The 25120-nt window shown below is 42.8% G+C and carries 25 protein-coding genes and 1 pseudogene; 15 read left to right on the plus strand and 11 right to left on the minus strand.

The features are described from left to right. The first annotated feature begins 11 nt into the window (after positions 1-11). The 3 genes from ACNOGP_RS09830 (at position 12) to ACNOGP_RS09840 (ending at position 3714) form a co-directional block, all read left to right on the plus strand. Positions 12-1607, plus strand: coding sequence for a SusD/RagB family nutrient-binding outer membrane lipoprotein (locus tag ACNOGP_RS09830; RefSeq protein ID WP_418214687.1), 1596 nt, complete (start codon positions 12-14; stop codon positions 1605-1607). A gap of 76 nt (positions 1608-1683) precedes the next feature. After that, positions 1684-2391 carry a DUF5020 family protein gene (locus tag ACNOGP_RS09835; RefSeq protein WP_418214688.1) on the plus strand — a complete coding sequence of 236 codons (708 nt, stop codon included), beginning with the start codon at positions 1684-1686 and terminating at the stop codon, positions 2389-2391. Then, positions 2392-3714, plus strand: coding sequence for a nucleobase:cation symporter-2 family protein (locus tag ACNOGP_RS09840; protein ID WP_418214689.1), 1323 nt, complete (start codon positions 2392-2394; stop codon positions 3712-3714). A 76-nt stretch (positions 3715-3790) separates the two neighbouring features. Here ACNOGP_RS09840 and ACNOGP_RS09845 read toward each other — a convergent pair. The 3 genes and pseudogenes from ACNOGP_RS09845 to ACNOGP_RS09855 form a co-directional block, all read right to left on the minus strand. Continuing rightward, a pseudogene (locus ACNOGP_RS09845) lies at positions 3791-4439 on the minus strand (KamA family protein); the annotation flags it as partial. Positions 4440-4450: 11 nt separating this feature from the next. Then, on the minus strand, positions 4451-5083 hold the full coding sequence (locus ACNOGP_RS09850; RefSeq protein WP_007765521.1) for a hypothetical protein: 633 nt from the start codon (positions 5081-5083) through the stop codon (positions 4451-4453). Positions 5084-5335: 252 nt separating this feature from the next. Further along, positions 5336-5983 carry a helix-turn-helix domain-containing protein gene (locus ACNOGP_RS09855; RefSeq protein WP_143868313.1) on the minus strand — a complete coding sequence of 216 codons (648 nt, stop codon included), beginning with the start codon at positions 5981-5983 and terminating at the stop codon, positions 5336-5338. 147 nt (positions 5984-6130) lie between these two features. On the opposite strand from ACNOGP_RS09855, the gene ACNOGP_RS09860 reads away from it, so the two are divergent. The 5 genes from ACNOGP_RS09860 to ACNOGP_RS09880 all read left to right on the plus strand — a co-directional run bounded on the left by ACNOGP_RS09860 (position 6131) and on the right by ACNOGP_RS09880 (position 12829). Continuing rightward, a complete protein-coding gene (locus ACNOGP_RS09860) occupies positions 6131-6307 on the plus strand; it encodes a histone H1 (protein WP_007750534.1) in 177 nt (58 codons plus the stop codon). Positions 6308-6580: 273 nt separating this feature from the next. Next, positions 6581-7519 carry a tyrosine-type recombinase/integrase gene (locus ACNOGP_RS09865; protein WP_418214690.1) on the plus strand — a complete coding sequence of 313 codons (939 nt, stop codon included), beginning with the start codon at positions 6581-6583 and terminating at the stop codon, positions 7517-7519. A gap of 374 nt (positions 7520-7893) precedes the next feature. Next, on the plus strand, positions 7894-10503 hold the full coding sequence (locus tag ACNOGP_RS09870) for a hypothetical protein (protein WP_418214691.1): 2610 nt from the start codon (positions 7894-7896) through the stop codon (positions 10501-10503). Between the two features lie 262 nt (positions 10504-10765). Continuing rightward, entirely contained in the window at positions 10766-12034 is a 1269-nt protein-coding gene (locus tag ACNOGP_RS09875; RefSeq protein ID WP_004304808.1) for a putative DNA modification/repair radical SAM protein, read from the plus strand. 21 nt (positions 12035-12055) lie between these two features. Continuing rightward, positions 12056-12829: a TIGR03915 family putative DNA repair protein gene (locus ACNOGP_RS09880; protein WP_418214692.1), complete on the plus strand. Its 774-nt coding sequence runs from the start codon at positions 12056-12058 to the stop codon at positions 12827-12829. 32 nt (positions 12830-12861) lie between these two features. On the opposite strand, the gene ACNOGP_RS09885 is transcribed toward ACNOGP_RS09880, so the two are convergent. Then, the gene (locus tag ACNOGP_RS09885) at positions 12862-13530 is read right to left on the minus strand and encodes an MgtC/SapB family protein (RefSeq protein WP_004308274.1); all 669 of its coding nucleotides are present in this window, start codon (positions 13528-13530) and stop codon (positions 12862-12864) included. A 174-nt stretch (positions 13531-13704) separates the two neighbouring features. Between ACNOGP_RS09885 and ACNOGP_RS09890 the strand changes: the two genes are divergently transcribed. Continuing rightward, positions 13705-14073, plus strand: a complete 369-nt coding sequence (locus ACNOGP_RS09890) for a DUF2809 domain-containing protein (protein WP_195475099.1) — start codon at positions 13705-13707, stop codon at positions 14071-14073. Positions 14074-14078: 5 nt separating this feature from the next. On the opposite strand, the gene ACNOGP_RS09895 is transcribed toward ACNOGP_RS09890, so the two are convergent. Next, positions 14079-14948, minus strand: a complete 870-nt coding sequence (locus ACNOGP_RS09895) for an ion transporter (protein WP_004301970.1) — start codon at positions 14946-14948, stop codon at positions 14079-14081. A gap of 38 nt (positions 14949-14986) precedes the next feature. Next, positions 14987-15967: a lytic transglycosylase domain-containing protein gene (locus tag ACNOGP_RS09900; RefSeq protein WP_186968013.1), complete on the minus strand. Its 981-nt coding sequence runs from the start codon at positions 15965-15967 to the stop codon at positions 14987-14989. A gap of 131 nt (positions 15968-16098) precedes the next feature. Between ACNOGP_RS09900 and ACNOGP_RS09905 the strand changes: the two genes are divergently transcribed. Continuing rightward, on the plus strand, positions 16099-17412 hold the full coding sequence (locus tag ACNOGP_RS09905) for a TIGR01777 family oxidoreductase (protein WP_007765558.1): 1314 nt from the start codon (positions 16099-16101) through the stop codon (positions 17410-17412). 82 nt (positions 17413-17494) lie between these two features. Then, a complete protein-coding gene (locus ACNOGP_RS09910) occupies positions 17495-17770 on the plus strand; it encodes a GNAT family N-acetyltransferase (protein ID WP_195475101.1) in 276 nt (91 codons plus the stop codon). Positions 17771-17853: 83 nt separating this feature from the next. Here the strand turns inward: ACNOGP_RS09910 and ACNOGP_RS09915 are convergent, their stop codons facing one another. From ACNOGP_RS09915 to ACNOGP_RS09925, 3 genes are all read right to left on the minus strand, one after another. Further along, positions 17854-18123 carry a zinc ribbon domain-containing protein gene (locus ACNOGP_RS09915; protein ID WP_004301976.1) on the minus strand — a complete coding sequence of 90 codons (270 nt, stop codon included), beginning with the start codon at positions 18121-18123 and terminating at the stop codon, positions 17854-17856. A 118-nt stretch (positions 18124-18241) separates the two neighbouring features. Then, on the minus strand, positions 18242-18973 hold the full coding sequence (locus ACNOGP_RS09920; protein ID WP_418214693.1) for an SDR family NAD(P)-dependent oxidoreductase: 732 nt from the start codon (positions 18971-18973) through the stop codon (positions 18242-18244). 19 nt (positions 18974-18992) lie between these two features. Beyond that, positions 18993-19292 (minus strand): nitrous oxide-stimulated promoter family protein, encoded by a 300-nt coding sequence (locus tag ACNOGP_RS09925; protein WP_007765573.1) that lies wholly within the window; start codon positions 19290-19292, stop codon positions 18993-18995. A gap of 68 nt (positions 19293-19360) precedes the next feature. Between ACNOGP_RS09925 and ACNOGP_RS09930 the strand changes: the two genes are divergently transcribed. Together ACNOGP_RS09930 and ACNOGP_RS09935 are read left to right on the plus strand one after the other, a co-directional pair. Further along, positions 19361-19567 carry a hypothetical protein gene (locus ACNOGP_RS09930; RefSeq protein ID WP_007750505.1) on the plus strand — a complete coding sequence of 69 codons (207 nt, stop codon included), beginning with the start codon at positions 19361-19363 and terminating at the stop codon, positions 19565-19567. Positions 19568-19691: 124 nt separating this feature from the next. Next, on the plus strand, positions 19692-21053 hold the full coding sequence (locus ACNOGP_RS09935; protein WP_007765579.1) for an MATE family efflux transporter: 1362 nt from the start codon (positions 19692-19694) through the stop codon (positions 21051-21053). Here the strand turns inward: ACNOGP_RS09935 and ACNOGP_RS09940 are convergent. Continuing rightward, entirely contained in the window at positions 21050-22735 is a 1686-nt protein-coding gene (locus ACNOGP_RS09940; protein ID WP_418214694.1) for a pseudouridine synthase, read from the minus strand. The two genes, ACNOGP_RS09935 and ACNOGP_RS09940, sit on opposite strands and share 4 nt — an antisense overlap. A 75-nt stretch (positions 22736-22810) precedes the next feature. Between ACNOGP_RS09940 and ACNOGP_RS09945 the strand changes: the two genes are divergently transcribed. Beyond that, a complete protein-coding gene (locus ACNOGP_RS09945) occupies positions 22811-23338 on the plus strand; it encodes an SGNH/GDSL hydrolase family protein (protein ID WP_195475105.1) in 528 nt (175 codons plus the stop codon). Between the two features lie 120 nt (positions 23339-23458). Further along, a complete protein-coding gene (locus ACNOGP_RS09950; protein WP_004301986.1) occupies positions 23459-23923 on the plus strand; it encodes a MaoC family dehydratase in 465 nt (154 codons plus the stop codon). A 114-nt stretch (positions 23924-24037) separates the two neighbouring features. On the opposite strand, the gene ACNOGP_RS09955 is transcribed toward ACNOGP_RS09950, so the two are convergent. After that, positions 24038-25018 (minus strand): linear amide C-N hydrolase, encoded by a 981-nt coding sequence (locus ACNOGP_RS09955; RefSeq protein WP_418214695.1) that lies wholly within the window; start codon positions 25016-25018, stop codon positions 24038-24040. Positions 25019-25120: the final 102 nt, after the last annotated feature.

The raw sequence follows: 25120 nt of genomic DNA on the forward strand, positions 1-25120 counted from the left end.
GAAAAGGGAAAATGAAGAAACGATACATATATTTATATTTGATAGGCTGGTGGCTTTTTTGCGTAGCATGCACGGGTAACTTCCGCGATTATAATACCGATCTGTCCGGCATTACGAATGAAGATCTGATCATTGACGATAATGGTTATGGAATCCGTCTGGGGATTATCCAACAAGGCATTTATTTTAATTACGATTACGGAAAGGGGAAGAACTGGCCTTTCCAGTTGATACAGAACCTGAATGCGGATATGTTCAGTGGATATATGCATGACGCCAAACCTCTGAACGGCGGTTCCAATAATTCCGATTATAATATGCAGGACGGTTGGAACAGTGCGATGTGGACACATATGTATTCGTATATTTTTCCACAGATATATCAGTCGGAGAATGCTACCCGTGACACCCATCCAGCCCTGTTCGGCATTACGAAAATATTGAAAGTGGAAGTAATGCATCGGGTGACGGATTACTATGGCCCTATTATTTACAGGTATTTTGCGAATGCGGAAAAGCATTATCAACCTGATACACAGAAAGAGGTCTATTATGAATTTTTTAATGAATTGGATTCTGCCGTTGTCGCTCTTACCGGTTATATAGAAGAAAAACCGGAATCCAATGGGTTCGCCCGTTTTGATATTCTGCTGGATGGCAAGTATTCCTCTTGGGTGAAGTTTGCCAATTCTTTACGCTTGCGTTTGGCTATGCGTCTTGCATCAATTGCTCCCGACAAGGCACGTTCGGAAATAGAGAAGATAAAGGAAAATGATTACGGTTTCTTTGAGAGAGGATCGGAAAAAGTTGCGGTTTCTACAAAATTGGGATATACTAATCCGTTGGGAGAACTTAATCTGGTGTGGAATGAAACGTATATGAATGCTTCAATGGAGTCTATACTTACGGGATACGATGATCCCCGACTCAAAGCCTATTTCGTTCCTTGTACGGATGAAAAGTTTAGGGGAGAGTATCGTGGCATTCGTCAGGGAACCTGTTTTGCACATAATCATTATGCAGGGCTGTCCCGATTGTCGGTCACACAGGCTACGGATGCACCTCTGATGACGGCTTCTGAAGTCTGGTTTTTACGTGCTGAGGCCGCTTTACGCGGTTGGACAGACGAAGATGAAGAAAACTGCTATCGGAACGGAGTGATGACTTCTTTCGAACAATGGGGTGTCTATGGAGTAGAAGATTACTTGAAGAGCGAACGGATAGCTTCGAATTTTGTAGACACTTATGAAACGGAGAATAATGTGGAAGCTCGTTGTAAGGTATCACCAAAATGGAATCCGTCGGATGATAAGGAGAAAAAGCTGGAGAAGATTATTACCCAAAAGTGGATTGCCATGTTTCCCGAAGGCTGTGAAGCTTGGGCTGAACAACGACGTACGGGATATCCCCGCTTGTTTCCCGTACGTTTCAATCATAGCAGGAACGGATGTATAGATTCGGAGACGATGGTACGTCGACTTCACTTTCCCGGTACTTTGCAAACAGAAGATCCGAAGCAATATTCTGCCCTTGTGAAAGCTTTGGATGGAGAAGATCATGAAGGTACACGCCTATGGTGGGACACAGGAAATAATAATTTGAAATAAAAAATCTGTGTAAGTAATGTGTGTATATGTGCAGGTTTAACTAATTTTGCGCTTTCATTAAAAAACACATTTATTCATGAAACAGATTATTGCTGCTTTTTTCCTTTGTATGTTGCTTTGGGCCGTGCCGGGATTGCGGGCTCAAAACATACAGTTGCATTATGATTTCGGACGTTCCCTGTATGATAAAGATTTAAAAGGTCGTCCTTTGCTGACTTCTACCGTAGAGAAATTCCATCCCGATGCTTGGGGAAGTACCTATTTCTTTGTTGATATGGATTATACTTCCGACGGGGTGGCTTCCGCTTATTGGGAGATTGCCCGTGAGCTGAAATTCTGGAAAGCTCCTTTTTCCGCACATCTCGAATATAACGGTGGTTTGGCAAAAGGATTTTCTTACAATAATGCTTATCTGGCCGGTGTTACCTATACTTATAACAATGCTTCTTTCTCAAAAGGTTTCACTGTGAGCGCCATGTATAAGTACATTCAGAAGCATAAATCACCTAACAATTTCCAATTGACAGGTACTTGGTATATTAATTTTTGCCATAACTTGCTGGCTTTCTCCGGGTTTGCCGACTGGTGGCGCGAGGAAACGGATTATGGGAAAACGATCTTCCTTACCGAACCACAGTTTTGGGTAAACCTGAACCGTATTAAAGGAGTAAATAAGAATTTCAACTTAAGTGTAGGCTCGGAAGTGGAATTAAGTAATAACTTCGGTAATCGTGATGGCTTTTATGCAATCCCGACACTAGCCCTAAAATGGACATTGAATTAAATGAAAACAGATTTAATCTACGGTGTTGAAGACCGTCCTCCTTTTAAGGATGCGCTGTTTGCCGCTTTGCAACATCTGTTGGCTATCTTTGTTGCCATCATTACACCGCCACTTATCATTGCGAGTGCTTTGAAACTGGATGTGGAGAAGACGAGCTTTCTGGTCTCTATGTCTCTTTTTGCCTCAGGAGTATCAACTTTCATTCAATGTCGCCGTTTCGGAACGATAGGAGCGGGGCTGCTCTGTATTCAGGGAACCAGTTTCTCTTTTATAGGGCCTATCATTGCCACAGGGCTTGTCGGTGGATTACCTCTAATTTTCGGTTCCTGTATGGCTGCCGCGCCCATCGAGATGATTGTCAGCCGTACTTTTAAGTACTTGCGTAATATCATCACTCCGTTAGTATCCGGCATTGTTGTGTTACTTATCGGATTGAGCCTGATAAAAGTCGGGATCGTGTCTTGCGGAGGCGGATATTCTGCTATGGATAACGGAACTTTTGCAACTTGGGAAAATCTGTCTATTGCTGCACTGGTGCTTTTAAGTGTATTGTTTTTCAATCGTTGCGGAAATAAATACCTGCGCATGAGTTCCATTGTTCTTGGGCTTTGTCTTGGTTATGGCTTGGCTTTCGTCTTAGGAAAAGTCGATATGAGTTCTCTGAATGTAGAAATGCTGATGAGTTTCAATATTCCTCAACCTTTTAAATACGGCATTGACTTCAATGTTTCCTCTTTTATAGCTATTGGGCTGGTTTACTTGATTACGGCTATTGAAGCGACGGGCGATGTGACTGCCAATTCTATGATATCCGGTCTTCCGATTGAAGGTGATTCTTATCTGAAACGAGTTTCAGGTGGAGTAATGGCAGACGGATTCAACTCTTTCCTTGCCGGAGTTTTTAACTCCTTCCCAAACTCTATCTTTGCGCAGAACAACGGTATTATTCAACTGACTGGAGTAGCTAGTCGCTATGTAGGTTATTATATTGCTACAATGCTTGTACTTTTGGGCTTGTTCCCCATTGTAGGGGCTGTTTTTTCACTAATGCCCGATCCTGTATTGGGTGGCGCAACCTTGTTGATGTTCGGTACGGTAGCCGCCGCAGGTATCCGCATTGTCTCTTCTCAGGAGATCGGTCGTAAAGAAACGTTGGTATTAGCAGTCAGCCTTTCTCTTGGCTTGGGAGTAGAATTAATGCCGGACGTACTGCAACAAGCCCCCGAAGCGATTCGAAGTATCTTTTCATCGGGAATCACTACCGGAGGCCTGACTGCAATTATTGCAAATATAGTAATACGTGTAAAAGAGGAGAAAGATTAATCTTTAATACTCAGATTACTCATTTTGTCAGTTATATGGAAGGGGAAATCCGGATATTCGTAGAGATTGAAACGAGGTTCGGTTTCCCCGTCTCTACAATATCTTCTTTCTCCCATGCGCGGATATTTCCATAAGTTTCTACCAGTCGTGGCGAGTAAAGAATATAGCTCCGGATCGCTTCATTGTTATATCCATATCCCGTAACATTGAGTAATGACAGGTAATAAGGAATGGCAAAAAAATGAAAGCGAAAGTCATTCCACCATTCACTCACCAGTCTGTATTTCTCTTCATAACTCATCCCTTCTTCAAAATGAAAACGTGCCGAAGGCTTCGACTTTTTGTTTTCAATCTTTTGAATCAGTAGATGTAACATCCGCTCCTTATTCTCATCCCGCACTTCCCGTACCTCTTCATCCAATCCTGTTTCCCAACGGTCATTCCGGTTTTTGATACGTTGCGGAGACGGTAAAGGTATTACATCCCCTTTCAATCGTTTGAACATTTGAAAGAGTTCTATGAATAAATCTGTCGGTAACTCCATGTCTTCTAATGTTCCCGTCAGAAAATCATAAAGCAACCGTATTGTCTGTATTGACATATCCTGTCCCGTAGACAAGTTCATGGACATCCTGTCCATCATAATGGAGTAAAAGTCGAATTTGCTCCCTAGCCTCTTTCGCAGTCTTATTCTCCATTCTGCAAGTCTCCAGAAATCGTTGCATTTTAGAGCAACTTATTTTTTCGTTTCCGTGTCATCATTCTTGCGTTTCGGCTCTTTTTTTGCCAATAAGACAATATTATACACATAATCCGTCATCCACTGTTCCGAGTATCCCAGACGTTCCTTGTATTGACGTACAGCCGCTGCAGTCTTGTGCACATCATCAGCTTTCCATACAGTCTTTGTGCAAACATCGTGGACCGTTTTCTGAGTCATGCCATAAAGTGCTTTCTTAAAGATAGACGGCATACGGAACTTCCATTGCATCAGATTCCCCATCAACATCATCAAGTCGTTAGAAAATCCTTGATACATAAACAGATAAGATTGAATATCATTCTGAGTACGGCAGTTGCGTTTTACGGAAGAATCGATTTCTTTAAAGAAACTCTCATTCAATCCATAGTCCTGCATCAACATTTTGCGCGAAGCTGACTTTTCGGCCAATCCTAACTTGCCATTTTGTGTAGGTACCTTGAATAAACGTTTGAAGTTGGCTACATCCGGCAGGAAGCGGATATTTGTGATACCAAGGTTAGTGGCGATAACTGACTGGAAATAGACCCGGGTCAGAGAAATGAAATCTTCTACATTGCCGACTTTTGTTTCATCGGATTTTTTCTTGAATAAACCAAATAAGCCCATTGTTGTATTTACAATTTTATTATTTACAATTTACTAATTGAACGTGTGTGATAGCTTTGTTGCATACCAACCAAGCTGATATTTCGTGTGCAAAGGTACAAAAAACAGTTGGGTTTCACCAACATTCCAACTCCTTTTCAATATCCGGCATTATCTCTTTTCTGAAAACAGGATTCTGAATGCCGACTTTCTTCTGCGATGAGCCGAAAAGTACCATCATTGTTTAGCATAAAGTCTCTAATGTAATTGCGATCATTCACCTTTCATCCGGAAGTAGAATTTATGATTTTCGAATACAGGTTCTGCAATACCATAACGAACGAATTTGGCAAGCAGATGTTCGGCGGCACGGCGTGAGATTCCTGTCTGACGACAATAACGGTTGAGTGATAGTAAAGTACCGTGTTCCAGTTGATCGAGCAAAAGCTGTTCACGTTCAGTGTAACGGATTAGTTCGCCACGGGGATTGTCGCTCTGTTGCCACACGCGGAGATGTATAGGTGTCGCCAATATGTTTTCGTCCTTGATACGGAGATAGGCGAGCGGTTTTCCGGTTTCGTCTTTGGCATACACCGGTTTGTGAAGGGTCTCTTCGATAGTGACTACCAATACCTGTCGTCCTTCTACTATGTATGTTTGCATTGTATATTCCACTTCGGGCACACAATAAAGTTGTGCGGCCGCCTCAATCATATATTTCTCCTCTTCGGAACGTACGCCTGCTATTTTTCCATTGTCTTTCACGCCAATAAGCAATCTTCCTCCGTCGGTGTTGGCAAAAGCGGACAAGGTTTTGGCTATCTTGCGTGCATCGGAAATTTCAAATTTGAAGTCCTGTTGTTGATGCTCTCCTTCAGCAATCAAAGTATGTATATAATCGGTATCTGTAAGCGGTTTCATGGCTACAAAGGTAGGTAAAAATGGCGAAAAGACCTTTTTTTGCATTATTTTCAAAGAATATTTCAAAAAAAATATTGTTTTTATGCGTTTATTTCGGGAAACAGTGTATTTTTGCGACACATTATTAACGAAAAAAATAAAAGGATTATGAAAGAATTGGTAGAAAAAGTAGCAGCTCTGTATGCTGACTTCGCAAAAGATGCTAACGCTCAGATTGAAAACGGTAACAAAGCAGCAGGAACTCGCGCTCGTAAAGCTTCTTTGGAAATCGAAAAAGCAATGAAAGAATTCCGTAAAGCATCTTTGGAAGCTTCTAAAAAGTAAGATTAGAAACTACTAAGATATCAAAAGAAATGAGAGGGTATATCATCTACGATATATCCTCTTTTTATTTTTTAAGCTTCTCTTTTTGTAACTTATGTACTGATAATTCATAAAATGATAGTAAGTATTCGTTCTGAAAATAGCACTTTTATTAAATAAATTTCCTCCTAGAAACTTAAATCTGAAAATAACTATAATAATGATTGTACCTATACAACTTTTTATAGCTGCAGTATGTATGTTTATTTGTTTAATTAATTAAGGAGGAATAAGATGTTGAACGTACTGACATTTATGAAAGAAGTAGCCGATGGGTTACAAATGGGAGGAAACTTTGGGACCGCCCATGTATATCGCAGCAGTCTCAATGCCATTATCGCTTATTGTGGGGGTGAAGATTTTACATTTAACGAGATCACGCCGGAGTGGTTAAAGGGGTTCGAGATTCATCTTCGTAAGCGCAAGTGCAGTTGGAATACAGTGTCCACTTATATGCGCATACTTCGTGCCGTGTATAATCGTGCTGTCGACAACAATGAGGCGAAATATATCCCTCGTTTGTTCCGTTACGTTTATACCGGAACCCGGGCGGAACACCAACGTGCTTTGGAGACAGGGGATGTGGAAAATATATTTGCCGGATTAATTTTATTATCCGGAGTAAATCCAGCCATGCAACGCGCACGACACTTTTTTATTCTTATGTTCCTGATGCGCGGTATGCCTTTCGTTGATTTGGCTTATCTTCGTAAAAGTGATCTGCATGGCAATGTCATCACTTACCGCAGACGGAAAACAGGACGTCCCCTTTCGGTGACCTTGACTAATGAGGCGATGAGAATAGTAAGAATGTATATGAATCAGGATGTACATTCACCCTATCTGTTTTCGTTCCTAAGAAGTCCTGAAGGGACAATGGAAGCTTATCGGGAGTATCAGTTGGCACTACGCAGTTTCAATCGCCAATTATTGATATTAGGAGAGTTTTTGGGAATACCGAACAGATTAAGTTCGTACACCGCCCGGCATACTTGGGCTACTACCGCTTATTATTGCGAGGTGCATCCTGGAATTATTTCACAGGCTATGGGGCATTCATCCATTACTGTGACCGAGACGTATTTAAAGCCTTTTCAGAATAAGAAAATTGATGAAGCCAACAAACTTATTATTGATTTTATTAAACGCTCTTCCGATTGTGTAATCATCTGATATATTGCCTGTTACTTTGTAGGTAACGGCATTAAACAGCGCTGCAAAGATGCATATATTTCCGGAAACAAGCAAACAAAAATAATATTATTTCGGAGAAACTACTAAAAAAAAGAAAATAATAGGGCAAAACTGAGGATTTCTTTCTACCGGACTTTTTATGATCTGAGTAATTGATATAATGATTTCCTTCCCCTCTGCCGTTTTTACTAGCAGGGGTAAAAAAGTTTCATCTCCATTTGAAATGCTTTTTCCATATAGACTACTCAAAAGAGCAGGAACAAAGGTTCTCCCGTTACCTACAAAGTAACGGGGATGCTATTATTGAAACTTAGTGTTTAATAATATATTATTAATGTAATTTTTAAGTAGTTATGAAAAGAAAATTTGTAAAAGTGATGTTCCTTGGAGCGTTGACTTTGTCCACAGTCACCTATGTAGGCTGTAAGGACTACGACGATGACATCGACAATCTGCAGACACAAATCGATGCAAACAAAGCCAGTATTGCTGAGCTGCAGAAATTTGTTAAAGAGGGGAAATGGGTTAAAAGCGTTGAGCCAATCACCGGAGGTTTCAAAATTACCTTTAATGACGGAACACCCTATGAAATTGTAAATGGAGCAAAGGGGGATAAAGGAGATACTGGAGCAACTGGAGCAGAAGGTCAAAGCTCTATTTTGACTGTTGACCCTACTACAGGCGAATGGCTGATTAACGGTGAAAAGACCGGATGGTCGGCAAAGGCTCCTTATATTCAAGACGGATATTGGTACTACTGGAGCAAAGAAGCTGGTAAATTTGTGAAAGGAGATAAAGCTACAGGTGAACAGGGAGAAGAGGGGCCGGCAGGTGCTAATGGTTTCTCTCCTTATATAGCAAACGGTACTAATGGTGATAAAGGATATTGGTACTTCTACGAACCGGACAATAAAGATGCCATTACTAGTGGTGACTTGAAAGGTTGGGTGAAAGGAGCTTTCACTGATGCAACAACGACCCTTACAAAGATTGAGGATAGACCATGTTGGCTTTTGACACAGCTTGACCGTGATGAGACTAAAGAGGTTATTTTGCCTACAGCTGACAATTTGATAAACATAAAAGGAGTAGCTATTAGTGATGATGGAAAGATATCTACTGACGGAACTAAAGAAGTGACATTATATTACGGAATATTACAAAATGAGGTAAAATTTGGTCCTAAAGAGGACCAAAATATTTATTCTAAAGATAAAGTTTTGACCAGTAACAATGCCGTAATTAATGTGATGGTGAATCCGGTAGACATTTCATTAGAGGAATACACTTTTACTTTACAGAATTCTAAGGGAACAAATACTTATCTTGAACTTGGAAAACCTGTACAGAATGTAACTCCTAAGGCATTGACACGTGCTGAAAGTACTCCAAATATCGGTCTCTATGATTTGTCCGTTAAAATAAAAGACGGTTTGAATTCATCTGCAGAATTGCCGCAGGCAGTTTATGCTTTGGCTACAAAGAATGCTTGGGATAAGACAATTATGTCCGCTTATGATGTAAAGGTTACATTGAGCAACCAGAATATTCCAGAATTAACAGATCAGACATTGGCTGCAATTAAGAATTGTGATGAGACTTATGTTTTGGATGACCTGCTTAAAGAGGCAGGTGAGACAAACCTAGGTTATGTTGCAGATTATTATTACACAGCAGATAATGTGGAGATTAAGAAAGATGTGGAAACCGGAAAATGGCAGATTCTTTCTAAGATTGGTCAGTCTGTAATAGTAACTGTACATTATTTGACAGTAGAAGGTGTAGAAAAGTCTTCTACATTAACCATTCAGTTCAAGAAAAAACTGGAAATGGTAACCGTTGATCCTATTAACTGGACTGTGACAGATGCAAAGGATGGTAAAGAGAAGAAGGTATCTTTGGAAGTAATCAAAGACTTACTGGATAAAGAAGATTATAGCGTAGTTTATCTAAGTAAGGCTGCTTTGGATGAAACTCCTGCTGAAACTGATATTGATTATGCGGTTGCTCCTGTTGTTAAAGCTGAAGATGGAGGTATTGCTTTGTCAGTAGCAAAAGATGCAAAGGATAAGAAGTGGTATTTAACGGCTACTTTCGATGAAACGAAAGTTACTGCAACAGAACATACTATCCATTTAGCAGTGAAAAACGCAAAAGGCGAAGACGATCTTGGTACATTATTGGTGAAAGGTATTGATCTGAAAGTTAATATTACAATGTCTAAAACTCCAGTTTTTGTATTTGATAGAATTCCGGGCTATTTTAGTGAAAATGGAAAAGGTAATACAGCTAAAGCATACGGTACTCCTGTTGCTGTTACTGAAGGTGAAGATAAGGTTACTTATGATTTGACAAAACTTTACACTAATGTAACGAATAGTATGGCTAATATTTCTTATGCGGAAGATGACTCGGAAGCATGGAAGGGTGCTCAATGGTTGCAAAGTGATGTAAATCCTGTTTTGTCATTACCTGTTGGGCCGGATAATATCAGTAAGGCACATGGATTGATAGTTAGCTATCAACCTTATGGGAATAAGAATTTAACTGCTATCTTGGATGAGTTTAATTTGACAGTTTTGTCTGAAATCGCAGAGGGTACGGAAAAAGGTACTGTTTCAAATAAGTATCTTTCTAATGTAGTAAGGGAATTTACATTGAATTTGACAGATTTTGTATGGAAGGATTATAAAGGTGAATCTATAGTATGGAGCTCAGATTCAGAAAACAGAATTAAATCAATTACATTAGTTCCAAGTTATACAGCTGGTAAATATATGGATTTATCTGCTACTGACTTCAAAGCAAGCACTCCAATTAAAGTGACCTTGAAAAATAGCGTAGGTGTCATCTTATCACCTGAGTCAGAAGAAAAGAGCTACATCGAAATGAAGGTTCTTGACGCTTGGGGTATAACTTCTACGGTTAAGATTCCTGTACCTATTAAAAACGAAAATAAATAAGATTTCTTCGCAACTAATGATGTGAAGAATATGTCGAGAAGAAACAACAAAAGGGATACCTCCCTTATTTCCCACAGGTATCCCGCATAGTATTCTAAAAACATCTTTTTGATTTGTTGCTAGGTGAAAACTAGCGCCCTCATTTTCCTAATATAAAAAGATGTCTTTTAAGAATATAGAAAAAACCGGGCTTGTGAAAGTCTGGTTTTTTTGTATTCTTAAGATTAATCGTATATTTGCGACAATAATCAGATTGGAAATCATGAATGAAAACGTCTTAGCTAAACTGAAGATACTTGCAGAATCTGCCAAGTACGATGTTTCCTGTTCTTCCAGTGGTACGGTGCGTTCCAATAAGCCGGGAACGCTGGGAAACACTGTGGGAGGATGGGGGATATGCCACAGTTTTGCCGAGGACGGTCGATGTATCTCGCTATTGAAAATCATGCTTACCAATTATTGCATTTACGATTGTGCCTATTGCGTCAACCGTCGTAGCAACGATCTTCCCCGCGCTACCTTTTCCGTTTCGGAATTGGTGGAGCTGACGATGGAATTCTACCGTCGTAACTATATCGAAGGGCTGTTTCTTAGCTCCGGAGTGGTCCGTAATCCGGACTATACAATGGAGAGACTTGTGCGTGTAGCCAAAGATTTGCGGCAAGTGTACCGTTTTAACGGTTATATCCATCTCAAGAGTATTCCCGGAGCCAGTCGCGAATTAGTGAATGAAGCTGGATTGTATGCCGATCGTCTTAGCGTCAACGTCGAAATTCCCAAAGAAGAAAACCTGAAACTTCTGGCACCGGAAAAAGACCATAAAAGCGTATTTGCTCCGATGAAATACATTCAACAAGGCGTGTTGGAGAGTAAAGAAGAACGGCAGAAGTTTCGTCACGCACCGCGTTTCGCACCTGCGGGACAAAGTACCCAGGTGATTGTGGGAGCTACCTCCGAATCGGATAAAGATATTCTTTTTCTTTCGTCGGCACTTTACGGGCGCCCCACCATGAAACGTGTCTATTACTCGGGCTACGTTTCCGTGAATACGTATGATAAGCGTCTTCCGGCATTGAAACAGCCGCCTCTGGTACGTGAAAACCGGCTCTATCAGGCTGACTGGTTATTGCGTTTTTATCAATTCAAGGTAGATGAAATTGTGGATGATTCTTATCCGGATCTCGATCTCGAAATAGACCCGAAACTTTCGTGGGCTTTGCGCCATCCCGAACAGTTTCCTGTCGACATCAATAAGGCAGACTACGAAATGTTGCTCCGTGTGCCGGGAGTAGGGGTGAAGTCGGCGAAACTGATTGTTGCTTCCCGTCGTTTTTCGCGGCTGGGATTTTATGAACTGAAGAAAATAGGAGTGGTGATGAAGAAAGCGCAATATTTCATCACTTGCAAAGAACTACCTCTCCAGATGCAGACAGTGAACGAACTTTCTCCGCAACGGGTGCGCAGCTTATTGTTGCCGAAACCGAAAAAGAAAGTGGATGAACGTCAGCTGTTGCTTGATTTTGGCGAATAGTAAATATGCTTGGTGTTTTTTATGAATGTTTATATTTACGATAAAACCTTTGATGGGCTGCTGACGGCTGTGTTCGACGCCTATTTCCGCAAGACTTTTCCCGATGCTTTGTTGTCGGAAGGAGATGCTTTGCCTTTATTTTGTGATGAGCTGCATACGGTAGTGACCGATGAAGAAAAGGCCGGGCGTGTGTGGCGGGGATTGCAGAAGAAAGTTTCCTCTTCTGCTTTGGGTTGCCTCACGCAAAGTTGGCTGTCGGAACTTCCGGAAATAGGAATACTTATTTTTCGATATATCCGTAAAGCAATCGATGCCTCCCGCTCTATTGAAACCAATTTTGGTGATCCGGACGTTTTGCAATTAGCGCAAATATGGAAGAAGGTGGATGGCGAACGCGTACACCTGATGCAATTTGTCCGTTTCCAGAAAGCTGCTGACGGTACATTCTTTGCCGCTTTCGAACCGCAGTATAATGCGCTCCCGCTGACCGTTCACCATTTCAAAGACCGTTTTGCCGATCAGAAGTGGATTATTTATGACATGAAACGCCGTTACGGATTTTATTATGATTTGCAGGAGGTGACAACTATCTCGTTTGATGATGACAGCCGTGAATCCCATTTGATTACGGGGATGCTGGATGAAAGCCTGATGGACAAGGATGAGAAGCTTTTCCAACAACTTTGGAAGACATATTTCAAGGCCATTTGTATCAAAGAACGCATGAATCCGAGGAAGCACAAGCAGGATATGCCTGTACGCTATTGGAAATATCTGACGGAAAAGCAGAAGTAGATTTCCATTTTGGGAGAGGAGCGGAAGTCTGACTATTCAATTCGCTGCACCGTTACATCCGGAAATTCCTGTATCAGCGAAAGCAGATGCCCTTCATCATTATTTCGCTTCGACTTGATAACCATCGTAACCTGATAATATTCTGTTTCACCCGTGTGTTGCGTTTCCATCTCGTAAGAGACTATCAGGTAGTCTTTAGAGTTGAATCTGTCCGCTATCTGTTTCAGTATGTCTTTGTTGGGAGTTGAGAAAGAAACCATCGAGCTTTTCATTCCGATGCTTTTAAATAGATAGCTAAGTAGTTCCAGTCCGACGAGGGTTAACACCGTGGCGGCAATACCGATGGTGTACATTCCTGCACCTACCGCCAAGCCGATACCTGCTGTTGCCCAGATTCCTGCGGCGGTAGTCAGTCCGCGTACAATCTGTTTTTGAAAGATGATGGTTCCTGCACCGATAAATCCGATACCGCTGACAACCTGTGCCGCCACCCGACTGGGATCGAGTGTGACACTACTTTCTTTTATAATTTCCTGAAATCCGTATTGGGAAACAATCATAATCAAAGCACTACCTAGCGACACGAGAAAATGAGTGCGGTATCCGGCTTCTTTGGCACGGTATTCACGATCCAGTCCAATGATGGTTCCCAGTATTCCGGCGACCAATAAACGGATTACAAAATCCATATTCAACATCATGTGTTCAATCTCCTTTCTGTTTTTTATTGTTTGTGGAAAAATGCTTAAGACTATAAATATACAATTATTTCCCCTTTTTGTATCAATCATTTAGTAATATTTGAACGTATCCAATTCATTTTATCGTATATTCGCAGATTCAAATAAATGTTTAATCCCGCGACCGAGCAAATAATGAAGAAAAGAATTTTTTATATAATCAGCTTTCTGGTGATCTTCTGTATTGAGGTGTTGATAGCTTTGTATGTGCGCGACCGTTTCATACGTCCCTATGTCGGAGATATGCTGGTTGTAGTGCTGGTATATAGCTTTGTACGTATCTTTCTACCGACGGGGATTCCGCGGATGCCGTTTTATGTCTTTCTTTTTGCCTGTTTCGTAGAAGTGTTGCAATACTTCCAGCTGGTGGAAACATTGGGTATTACGAACCGCGTAGCCCGAATTGTGCTGGGTTCTACGTTCGATTGGGGAGATATTGCCTGCTATGCTGTGGGATGCGTTTTCATTGTCTTATTCGAGTATTTCGTCCGGCGTAGATCGTAGAGGATTTATTTCTCTTCCGCTTTGGTTTCGGATGGGTCCAGGCTGTGGCCGCAATATTTGCAAAACTCTGCATTATCTTCGTGTCCGGAGCGATGGCAGTTGGGACATTCTTTGTCTCTCCTGCGTTTATACTCTTTCATCATGGAGGCAGATACGATACCTGTGGGTACGGCAATAATCGTGTAACCGATCAGCATGACACAGGCGGAAAGGAATTTTCCGAGGCCGGTGGCGGGAGTAATATCTCCATAACCTACGGTAGTCATGGTGACGATAGCCCAATAGATGCTGTTCGGGATATTGTTGAACTGGGAGTTGGGTTGCGTTCCTTCAATCATATACATTAACGTTCCGATGGAAGTCACCAGAATGACGACAAACAAGAAGAACACTGCAATCTTCTTACTACTTTCACGCAAGGCAGTGAGCAGCCGTTCCCCCTCATTCAGAAAGTTGAAAAGCTTGAAGACGCGGAACACACGTATCAGGCGGAAGGCACGGATGATGAGTAGATAGCGGGCACCCGGGAAGAGCAGACCAATGTAAAGAGGCAACGTGGCCAGTAAGTCTACGATACCGAAAAAGCTGAATATGTATTTCCGGGGACGGGGTGAACAGTAGATCCTCGTCAGGTATTCGAAAGTAAAGAAGCCGGTGAAAAGGAATTCCATAATGACGAACGGAGTCGTCAGATAGGTGGGAAGTCCTTTCAGACTTTCGATGATGACGAGCAATACGCTGACCAGAATACAGGCGATAAGAATCACGTCGAACAATTTCCCGGCAGGGGTGTCCGATTCGAAGATGATGACGTATAACTTTCGTTTCAGTTTCTCGTCATGCAAAAAACGATGGATTCTTTCTTTCAGTTTCATATCAATAGTGCTTGGCCGGAATTAAAGAAAAAGCCTCTTTAGTCGATAACCCACTGTTTATTGTAGGCAACGGTCTTTTGCGGGTTGTAATACATTCCCTCTTGTGTGGGAATATAGAGAATGTATGTCTTTCCGGTCTTGTTTTTCAATGAAGTGTCGCGCAGCCAGGGGTTGGCATCACGGAGTTGGGCATAGGTGATTCCCTGTGACTTTGCGTAGTCGTTCAGATTGTCGATAGAAGTGTTGACGGTTACCTCTTTATAAGGAATAGGCGGATACAGATGTTCCCGTTTCAAGAGGAATCCGTAACGTTGCGGGTTATTGAATATCTCTTTGGCTGCCAGCAGGCGGAACATGTAGCGGGAAGTTTCCTCTACCAGCCATAAGTCCATGGCATGACTTGCCAACTGTTTTTCAAGTTGGGAGGAGATGCGTCCCTGTCCGGCGTTATAGGCGGCGGAGACAGCCATCCAGTCGCCATATTTGGCATACGCTTGTTTGAAGTATTTGCAGGCGGCAACGGTTGCTTTTTCGATATGATAGCGTTCGTCTACGTTATCGTTCACTTCCAGCCCAAATTCCCGTCCGGTGGCAGGCATAAATTGCCACAGACCTGCTGCTCCTGCCGGAGAGCGTGCGATGTTATTCAGATTGCTCTCGATGACCATCAGGTATTTGAAGTCATCAGGAATACCGTTTGCTTTCAGTATCGGTTCGATGATGGGGAAGTAACGGTTGGCACGCTTGATTAATAACATGGTGGTGGAGTGCATATAGGTGAAGGCCATCATCTCGCGGTCCATCCGTTCGCGGCGGTCATAGCGCCGGAGGTCGATCGTTTCCCCGTCGAAGGTGACCTGTGTGGGAACAGTAGGCGGAGTGACACAATAAGGCACTTCCGATTTGGCGGAATGTTGTTCGTTCACTTGGCTGCTGCCTGTCAATATTGGGATGGAAGCACCGATGCAAAATACTAATATAAGTGTAAGAATATAGTTGATTTTCATTTGTCTTTTCATTTTATAACCTTTTTGGATGCTTCAATGTTTACGTCTATCTTGCAAAGATAACCTCATTTTGCTTTTTTCAAAGAACTTTTCTTGCATTTTATACGTTTTTCTAATAGAGTTAAAATAAACAACGAATCAAGATGAATATAGCAATGACCGGAGCTACCGGATATATAGGTAAACATCTTTCTAATTATCTTACAGAAAAGGGCGGACATCGGATCATTCCTCTGGGAAGGTCGATGTTTCGCGAAGGTATGTCCGGTTATTTGATTCAGACACTGACCCATTGTGATGTTGTCATCAATCTGGCAGGTGCACCTATCAATAAACGTTGGACACCGGAATATAAACAGGAGCTTTTCAACAGTCGTATTGTCGTAACCAATCGTATTATCCGTGCTTTGAATGCAGTCAAGACGAAACCGAAACTGATGATTTCGGCTTCTGCCGTAGGTTATTATCCTTCGGAAGCGGAGGTGGACGAATATACCCGTACCCGTGGAGAAGGCTTTCTGTCCGATCTTTGCTATGCGTGGGAAAAAGAGGCGAAACACTGTCCCGAACCTACAAGGCTCGTTATCACACGCTTTGGCGTAGTGCTTTCTCCGGACGGGGGAGCGATGCAGCAGATGCTTCGCCCTTTGCAAGCTACCAAGATAGCTACCGCCATCGGTCCCGGTACGCAGGCTTTTCCGTGGATATCGATACGTGATCTTTGCCGTGCAATGGAGTTTTTTATCACTCACGAAGAGACACGTGGGGTATATAATCTGGTTGCTCCGCAGCAAATCTCGCAATATGCTTTCACCCGTGCGATGGGAAAGGCTTATCGGGCATGGACGACGATGGTGGCCCCGCAAAGAATTTTCCGTATCTTATATGGTGAAGCGGCATCCTTCCTGACTGCGGGCCAGAGAGTCCGCCCAACGCGTCTGACGGAAGCAGGATTTCATTTCTCCATTCCCAATGTCGAACGTCTTTTCAGAGGTACAAACCATAGTACGGTTACCTCTCTCGACCTGCACCGGTATATGGGACTTTGGTATGAAATAGCCCGCTACGAGAATCGCTTTGAATACGGACTTGTAGACGTCACGGCTACTTACACGCTCCGTCCCGACGGCATGATTCGTGTGGAGAACCGGGGATGCAAACGTAATTCTCCTTACGACATCTGCAAGACTGCCAACGGACACGCCAAAATACCCGATCCCACACAGCCGGGCAAACTGAAAGTGTCTTTCTTCCTTAGTTTCTATTCTGATTATTATGTCTTGGAACTGGATGAAGAGAATTACAATTATGCCCTGGTAGGCAGCAGTACTGATAAATATCTCTGGATACTAAGCCGTACACCCCAACTGCCGGAAGAAATCAAGAAGAAACTCGTCACCGCTGCCGAACGTCGTGGATACGATACGAGCCAGTTGAAGTGGATCGAGCAACTCTGATCGCAATCTGTGCCTGATAACCTAAGATTATTTTGCCGGAGTGCTTAACGAACAATGAGACAACTTTAAAACAACAGAAATTATGGATTACGAAATTATTCATCAGCCCGAACAAAAATTGTTCAAGATAGAAGTAGACGGTCGCACCGCCTTTGTACAATATCGCCTGATAGGTGATTCTCTTGATATTATCCACACAATTGTGCCACAACCCATTGAAGGACGGGGGATTGCCGCTGCTTTGGTAAAAGCTGCTTACGCCTATGCATTAGCTAACGGGATGAAGCCGAAAGCAACATGCTCTTATGCAGTGAAGTGGTTGGAAAGACACCCGGAAATAAATGGTGGTGTTGATTGATTTCAAAGAAGATACTTTGTCAGCTAAAAATGCGTCAGAAACATAATTCTTAATAGTTTCCGACGCATCTCTGTATTACTGATTTACTGTTTCCACCTCTTCAACTGTGGAAAGTACTCTTTCATCGTTTTCCGTGCTTCCTCCACTGTATATTTCACTTCCGAGTCTTTATTGAACTCATCCAGATAATTCAGATTAAGCTCGATCATCTCGTCCATGGTACACTCTTTCGTGAAATGTCCGTCCGCATAGCAATAGTGGCAATAATCTTCGTTCTTGCTACCGTCCGCTTCTTTTCCAAAAGTTGAGTCGTCTATCGGCATACCGCAACTTTGACAAAATTTTTGTTCCATCTTTTTTTGTTAGATTATCAGTTTATGTTACAAGACAAATGTAAGTAGAAATATTGGAAAAGAAGTGATCCGGTCTTGCTATTTATTCATTTATTTCTTTCCTGGTTTACTTTTGGTGTTAATTGGTTTTCACGGGCAGCCGTTTCCATATCCAACGGGGAATCATTTTCCAGAAAAAGACCAGTATTCGGTAGCGCCAGTCGATCACTACTATCCGTTGTTTCCGCTCCAGTGACCAGGCGATGTGACGTCCCACTTTCGCTGCATCCATCAATAGCGGATAATGTTTCCCGTCGTTGAGCAAGTCGGTGGCAACAAATCCGGGACGGATATCAGTAAAACGGATATTCAGTTTTTGTAAATATGAAAGTTGTTCGAGAGCATCTATGTAAGTGTTCTGGAAGCGTTTGGTGGCAGAGTAGGCAGGAGCCACTCCAAGTCCTTTCGTTCCCGCGATGGAGCTGATGACTGCCAGGTGGCCTCCTCCGCTTTTCCTGAAATAGATGAAAGCGGTATCCACCATGCGGATAAATCCCTCTACATTGGTGTATGCTGTGTTCAGTTCCACCTCCATGTTCAGATTCGTATTCTGGAAACCGATGCCCGAGCTAAGAAGAAACAAATCCATGCCGCCCACCTTGTCGATGAGCATATTCAATTTCTCGCCTGCATCTTCCTGGGTTACGTCCAACGCTTGAATTTGAATCTGATCCGGTGCTGCCCGTTGCAGGTTTTCGAGAGCAGATTGCCGTCTGCCGGCTACTCCGATTTGCCATCCATCCAGTAACAGACATTTTGCAACTTCTTGCCCGATGCCGGAGGTAGCGCCAATGATAATGGCTTTTTTCATTACTGATTTTTTTAGTAAGTTATAGGTTCAATAAATGTCGTATGGCCTGCCAGGGTGCATAAAGCAACATCCTCGGTCCGGAGAAACGCATCACCTGTCGCATTCGTTCGCGCATGACGGGCTTGTAACAATGTACGGTGCATTCCTTGCATGCACTCTTCTTCTCTCCAAACGGACAATGGTCGAGACGGGCGTGGGCATAGCGGAGCAACTCTTCACAGTCGGCACAAAGAACTGTATTTTTTTCTTTTTTCCGGCAATAGAGGCGGATCATCAACTCTACCGTTTTCTTTTCGTGCGCAATGCGTGATGCTTTCATCTCTTTCTTTTTTACACTTTGGAGTGACAAAGATAGCGAAGATTATGCAGAATTTGTATCTTTGCAGCATGAAAAAGTTATTGTGTCCGCAATGCAAGATTGCAGCTATGTATGTGAAGAATGAACAGGGTGACAGGCTGCTGGTTTATGTGCTCGAAGATGGTGAAGTCGTTCCCAAATATCCGGAAGATTCAATGGAGGGGTTCGATTTGACAGAAGTCTTCTGCCTGGGATGCTCGTGGCATGGTTCACCTAAACGGTTGGTGAAACGATAGACCAGGGGCATTCATGCTCTCATGCTGATTTTTTTGATTTATGTCAACTAAAAGAGGAACGCAAATCGAGAACTAATTCATTGAATTTTCCGTATCTTTGCGCCCGATTTTAGAACATAGACGTATGGCAACTTCTAAAGAAATGACGGCAGGGCCGGCATTACCTCTCATTTTAAAGTTTACATTGCCGCTTTTACTCGGCAATCTCTTACAACAAACGTATTCGCTTGTTGATGCTGCAATTGTAGGAAAGTTTTTGGGAATTAACGCGTTAGCTTCTGTTGGAGCCAGCACATCGGTTGTTTTCCTGATTCTCGGATTCTGCAATGGATGTTGCGGAGGTTTCGGGATACCCGTTGCGCAGAAGTTTGGTGCACGTGACTACAGTACGATGCGCAGTTACGTTTCCGTCAGTTTGAAACTGGCAGCGGGGATGTCTGTGGTCATTGCTCTTGTTACCAGTATCTTTTGTGCGGACATACTCCGGATTATGCGCACGCCGGAGAATATTTTCGAAGGGGCGTATGCTTATTTGCTTGTTACGTTTATTGGTGTTCCTTTCACTTTCTTCTATAATCTTCTTTCAAGCATCATCCGTGCGTTGGGAGACAGCAAGACGCCTTTCTGGTTTTTGCTGTTCGCTGCTGTTCTGAATATCATTCTCGACTTGTTCTGTATTCTGGTACTCGGCTGGGGAGTGGCGGGAGCTGCCATTGCTACTGTCTTTTCGCAGGGGCTGTCGGCTGTTCTCTGCTATATTTATATGTACCGGAAGTTTGAAATATTGCAGGGTACTCCGAAGGAACGCCGGTTCCAGTCGAAACTGGCAAAGACATTGCTTTACATCGGTGTGCCTATGGGATTACAATTCTCTATCACGGCTATCGGCAGTATTATGCTTCAGAGTGCGAATAATGCGTTGGGAACGGCGTGTGTGGCTGCTTTTACATCTGCCATGCGAATCAAGATGTTCTTTATCTGTACGTTCGAGAGTCTGGGAATTGCGATGGCTACGTATAGCGGACAGAATTATGGGGCAGGGAAACCGGAGCGTGTCTGGTTAGGAATCAAAGCGAGTGCTTTGATGATGATCGTTTATGCGGCATTTACGTTCGTTCTTCTGATGGTGGGAGCCAAATATTTTGCATTGATCTTTGTTGATCCGTCGGAAACGGAAATACTGTTGGATACCGAGTTATTCCTGCATATCTCCTGTATGTTCTTCCCGATGCTTGGATTGTTATGCATCCTGCGCTACACGATTCAGGGAGTGGGATATACCAATCTTGCCATGTTTTCGGGAGTGGCGGAGATGATTGCGCGTATCCTTGTCAGCATTTACGCTGTGCCTGCATTCGGCTTTATTGCTGTCTGCTACGGTGATCCGATGGCTTGGATAGCGGCAGATTTGTTCCTCGTACCGGCATTTATCTACGTCTATCGCAGGTTGAAGAAGCAGGTGTTCACAAGTACGGTTACTGTTTAGAAGTCGGCCTCTTTCTGTATGCGTAGAATCTTTCCGCTGATGGGATGACGGAACTCTATATATTCGGCGTGGAGGTATAGTCTGTCCGCTTTCTTTCCGTAAAGTTCATCCCCAAGAATGGGGCAACCCAATCCCTCCGGATGGGCGGCGTGTACCCGTAATTGGTGTGTCCGTCCGGTCAACGGATAGAAAGCAATCCGGGTGTGTTTTTCTGATTTACTGATGATTCGGTATTCTGTAATCGCTTCTTTCCCATGTTCTCTACTGACGATTTGCCGGGGACGATCAAGGGGATTCAAACAGAGAGGGAGTTCAATTCTTCCTGTTCTTCCGGGCGGCAGTGCTGTCTTCTCTACTGTTCCTGTTACCCCATCCAACACGGCTACATAGCGTTTCTTGATACTTCTGCTTGCAAATTGTGCCTGCAAATGTTGATGTACCTTTTTCGTTTTAGCTACGAGCAGTAATCCGGAAGTCGCCATATCAAGGCGATGTACAATCATAGGTCCGGTAGCATCGGGATACTTCTTTTTCAGGCGATGATAGACTGAATCTCTGTCCTCCTCCTTTCCCGGAACGGACAACATTCCTGCCGGCTTATTGACTACCACTAACCATTCATCTTCATATACGATTTCCAGTTCTTCATCCTCATGGATGGAGTTCAGCAACGGATTCTCGTCTACTTCCAATCCTTGCAACATGTGATGCAAAATAGGTTCACATTTTCCCTTGCAGGAAGGATAATAATATCCATGATGCCGGATTTCGTTTTTGGGAGAGTCTCCCCACCAGAATTCGGCCATAGCCAATGGCTTTAATTGATGAAGATATGCATATTGCAACAACTTAGGCAAAGCACATTCACCCGCACCGGCAGGAGGAACTTTCTGAACTGTCTGCTCGAAGATTGTGTATAGGTCTTTCACTTCTCCTCTGGCATTCAGCATCCGGAACTGCTCGAACAACTTTCTTTGCAAGGCTGCCGAACGTTCTTTCCGTTCGGTTTTCAGTTGTTCTATTTCAGTCTCGAAGTGTCTCGTTTCCGTTTCGAGTTCTTCCAATCGTTTCTTCCATTCTTTTTCCAGTCGTTTGTATTCCGCTTTCTGGTATTGGCTTTCCCGGATCAGGGAGGCTTGTTCCTCTTCGGAAAGGGTAGAGGATGATTGGCGGCGAATCTCTCTCGCCTCCTTTGCTGCTTTGAGTTCTGCTTTAGCCTGATTCAAAATAGCTTTAGCCTGTTCTGTTTCCGTCTTCCACTTTTCTTTTAAATCGAGATAAGAACGATTGTTTTCTAATTCACGAATACGGATATTGATGGAAGATATTTGTTCTTCTTCAATTTTGAAGAATCCTTCCGGTTGCAATAAGTCGTAGACAGGAGGGACAAAATAAGGATGCAGATTCTTTCCTGCCAGATTGCCGGAGAAAGCAGCGAGATAGCCAATTTCATTGACTGCTTCTTTTTTTGTAGTCTCTTGTTTATTTTCTTTTTGTACGATCAGTACCCCGAACATTTTTCCGAAAGCTAACTCTTCTTGCCATTCCTTCCGGCTCGCGATATGTTTTTTCACTTCTTCCGCTGCCAACACGCACAATGGATGAGGCGTATAGTGGAAAGGATAAGTGAATTTATCCGGTAACGCAAGGTGAGAAATGGGTTGCTTGAAAAAATGTATCATCGGTTTATATATATGAATGAATGTGATTACCTTTGCAAAAGTAAAGTAAATCCGTGAATTATTGAATGAAGTAACATGAATAGAATGGGAGAGAAACCTAAATTTGCCTTTCTTGGCAACAGTCACATGGCATTTTGGGCATTGGATGTCTACTTTCCTTCATGGGAATGTCTGAACTATGGTGCTCCCGGTGAAGGGCTGGCTTATGTGGAGTCTTTTACCGTAGACACTTCCGATTGCCAAGTCGTCATTCAATTCGGAACCAATGATATTTATCAGTTGAATGATGAAAATATGGACGATTATGTGGAACGTTATGTAAAAGCGGTTCTTGCCATCCCTTCACTGAAAACATATCTTTTCTGTATTTTTCCACGTAATGATTACGATGATTACAGTACGGCTGTGAATCAATTCATTCGTGTCCTTAACCGGAAGATATACGAGAAATTGCAGGGGACGGACATTGTCTATCTCGATATATTCGACCGTTTGTTGCTGGATGGCAGGCTGAATCCGGAGTTGACTCTCGACGATTTACATTTGAATGGCAGGGGTTACAGTATTTTGTCAGAAGCACTGAAACGGGCTTCCGGTTTGTAAAACATACCTAAATACTTCATTCCTTGCTTTTATTTATAAATTTGGTGGCATATCAGTTTATTTTTCCTATTTTTGTCCCCAATTTAATAGTAAATAACCCCCATAAAAACGATAAGACTTATGGAAAAAGTAATTATCAATTCGTATGAAGAATTCGAAAAACTAGTAGGCCAACAGATAGGTGTTTCCGATTATGTGGAACTCTCGCAGGAACGTATTAATCTTTTTGCTGATGCAACGCTGGATCATCAATGGATTCATGTAGATACGGAACGTGCGAAAGTAGATAGCCCTTATCATAGCACGATTGCTCATGGCTACCTGACATTGTCTATGCTTCCTTATCTGTGGAATCAGATTATCCAGGTAAATAACCTGAAGATGATGATTAACTACGGTATGGATAAGATGAAATTCGGTCAGGCTGTATTGTCAGGACAGAGTGTGCGTCTGGTGACTACTTTGCACTCATTGACCAATCTGCGTGGTGTGGCAAAAGCAGAAATTAAGTTTGCTATCGAAATAAAAGACCAACCAAAGAAGGCGCTGGAAGGAATTGCTGTATTCCTTTATTATTTCAATTAATGGCAAGCAGTTAAAGAAACAGATTTTATCCCCGGAAATGATCGAAATACGTCTCAAAAGTTAGATACAAAAACTTTTGGGGGTGCTTCAGATGGATCGTTTCCGGGGATAATTTTATCCTTTTACTCCCATAAATCTGAACGGCTGTGTCGGTTGAAATTCTTTCGTTGCATTTCCATGATAAGTTTCGCCGTTGGCGATAGATAATTTGAGTACCGGAGCTCCTTCCGATAAGTCTGTTTCCCGCAGGTTTACCCAGAATGTATTAGGTGTCAGACTTGATTCGAAGAAGTAGAGCAGATTCTTACTATCCGATACCGTTCTCCATTGTGTGGTGGAAATTTCCGGAAATTCGGGAGTGGATATGCCATAAGGAACAGAAGTATTACGGATAACGCTGAATACACTTGCCACGGCTATTCTCACATCATCTGTTGGGGGCAGGGCATTGATATAAAAACTGGCTCTTGCAAAACGGTCGGACGGTCGGTTGGTTCCGGGCAGGAAGCTCAATCCTCCTATTGATTTCCAGTATTCGTTTAGTGCCAGTTGCTTGTTGTAGGTAGGGGAGTTGGTCATCACTTTGTACTCCTTGCTGTGGTAGACAGTCAGCTTTCCACCCGTATATTCGAATATCGCACAATCGCCCGTTGCGTCGGAAATAGATAAATGCAAGGTTGCCAAGCGGGAACCATCCGGCATCAGGTCTGATACCACTTGGAAAGTGTTTTCATCAATGGAAGCGACAGCCTCGTCTACGGTGGCGAAGTTATCCAGCATATATTGCACCCATGCAGTAATGGCAAGTCCCGGTTTACTTTGATCTCTGACCGGATACTCCGTTTCGGGCAACCATAACAGATTGGCAACCAACCCTTTTTCATTCATCCCGTCTGTACTGGCAATCTCGAAAGCTGAAGTCACCACGCTGCCATACTTGGACGTCCATTTCAGGGAGTTGGCTCCCGTTTCTCCATTTCTTTCCATACCTTTGGGAAATACCCAAAGATTGCTGTGCATTTCTGTTTTCCAGTCCATAGACCGGCCGGTTGCCACCATTCCATTTTTTCCCGAATAAACGACTCTTGTACACATAATTTTAATTTCTAGTTAAAGGTTTATTATAAGCTGCTTTCACGGGGTATCCAACCGATGCGGATTCCTCTCGCAAAAGCATATTCTCAAAACAATAACGTT

This window comes from Bacteroides difficilis, from assembly GCF_048319815.1.
Taxonomy (GTDB): domain Bacteria; phylum Bacteroidota; class Bacteroidia; order Bacteroidales; family Bacteroidaceae; genus Bacteroides; species Bacteroides zhangwenhongii.

Excerpts from the sequence above, each read along its gene's own strand:
- ACNOGP_RS09875 (WP_004304808.1), top strand. The coding sequence starts at position 10,766 with ATGAATGAAAACGTCTTAGCTAAACTGAAGATACTTGCAGAATCTGCC.
- ACNOGP_RS09925 (WP_007765573.1), bottom strand. The coding sequence starts at position 19,292 with ATGAAAGCATCACGCATTGCGCACGAAAAGAAAACGGTAGAGTTGATG.
- ACNOGP_RS09865 (WP_418214690.1), top strand. The coding sequence starts at position 6,581 with ATGTTGAACGTACTGACATTTATGAAAGAAGTAGCCGATGGGTTACAA.
- ACNOGP_RS09935 (WP_007765579.1), top strand. The coding sequence starts at position 19,692 with ATGGCAACTTCTAAAGAAATGACGGCAGGGCCGGCATTACCTCTCATT.
- ACNOGP_RS09895 (WP_004301970.1), bottom strand. The coding sequence starts at position 14,948 with ATGAAACTGAAAGAAAGAATCCATCGTTTTTTGCATGACGAGAAACTG.
- ACNOGP_RS09835 (WP_418214688.1), top strand. The coding sequence starts at position 1,684 with ATGAAACAGATTATTGCTGCTTTTTTCCTTTGTATGTTGCTTTGGGCC.
- ACNOGP_RS09950 (WP_004301986.1), top strand. The coding sequence starts at position 23,459 with ATGGAAAAAGTAATTATCAATTCGTATGAAGAATTCGAAAAACTAGTA.
- ACNOGP_RS09900 (WP_186968013.1), bottom strand. The coding sequence starts at position 15,967 with ATGAAAAGACAAATGAAAATCAACTATATTCTTACACTTATATTAGTA.
- ACNOGP_RS09910 (WP_195475101.1), top strand. The coding sequence starts at position 17,495 with ATGGATTACGAAATTATTCATCAGCCCGAACAAAAATTGTTCAAGATA.
- ACNOGP_RS09930 (WP_007750505.1), top strand. The coding sequence starts at position 19,361 with ATGAAAAAGTTATTGTGTCCGCAATGCAAGATTGCAGCTATGTATGTG.
- ACNOGP_RS09830 (WP_418214687.1), top strand. The coding sequence starts at position 12 with ATGAAGAAACGATACATATATTTATATTTGATAGGCTGGTGGCTTTTT.
- ACNOGP_RS09945 (WP_195475105.1), top strand. The coding sequence starts at position 22,811 with ATGAATAGAATGGGAGAGAAACCTAAATTTGCCTTTCTTGGCAACAGT.
- ACNOGP_RS09860 (WP_007750534.1), top strand. The coding sequence starts at position 6,131 with ATGAAAGAATTGGTAGAAAAAGTAGCAGCTCTGTATGCTGACTTCGCA.
- ACNOGP_RS09870 (WP_418214691.1), top strand. The coding sequence starts at position 7,894 with ATGAAAAGAAAATTTGTAAAAGTGATGTTCCTTGGAGCGTTGACTTTG.
- ACNOGP_RS09890 (WP_195475099.1), top strand. The coding sequence starts at position 13,705 with ATGAAGAAAAGAATTTTTTATATAATCAGCTTTCTGGTGATCTTCTGT.
- ACNOGP_RS09885 (WP_004308274.1), bottom strand. The coding sequence starts at position 13,530 with ATGATGTTGAATATGGATTTTGTAATCCGTTTATTGGTCGCCGGAATA.
- ACNOGP_RS09940 (WP_418214694.1), bottom strand. The coding sequence starts at position 22,735 with ATGATACATTTTTTCAAGCAACCCATTTCTCACCTTGCGTTACCGGAT.
- ACNOGP_RS09850 (WP_007765521.1), bottom strand. The coding sequence starts at position 5,083 with ATGGGCTTATTTGGTTTATTCAAGAAAAAATCCGATGAAACAAAAGTC.
- ACNOGP_RS09840 (WP_418214689.1), top strand. The coding sequence starts at position 2,392 with ATGAAAACAGATTTAATCTACGGTGTTGAAGACCGTCCTCCTTTTAAG.
- ACNOGP_RS09855 (WP_143868313.1), bottom strand. The coding sequence starts at position 5,983 with ATGAAACCGCTTACAGATACCGATTATATACATACTTTGATTGCTGAA.
- ACNOGP_RS09920 (WP_418214693.1), bottom strand. The coding sequence starts at position 18,973 with ATGAAAAAAGCCATTATCATTGGCGCTACCTCCGGCATCGGGCAAGAA.
- ACNOGP_RS09915 (WP_004301976.1), bottom strand. The coding sequence starts at position 18,123 with ATGGAACAAAAATTTTGTCAAAGTTGCGGTATGCCGATAGACGACTCA.
- ACNOGP_RS09905 (WP_007765558.1), top strand. The coding sequence starts at position 16,099 with ATGAATATAGCAATGACCGGAGCTACCGGATATATAGGTAAACATCTT.
- ACNOGP_RS09955 (WP_418214695.1), bottom strand. The coding sequence starts at position 25,018 with ATGTGTACAAGAGTCGTTTATTCGGGAAAAAATGGAATGGTGGCAACC.
- ACNOGP_RS09880 (WP_418214692.1), top strand. The coding sequence starts at position 12,056 with ATGAATGTTTATATTTACGATAAAACCTTTGATGGGCTGCTGACGGCT.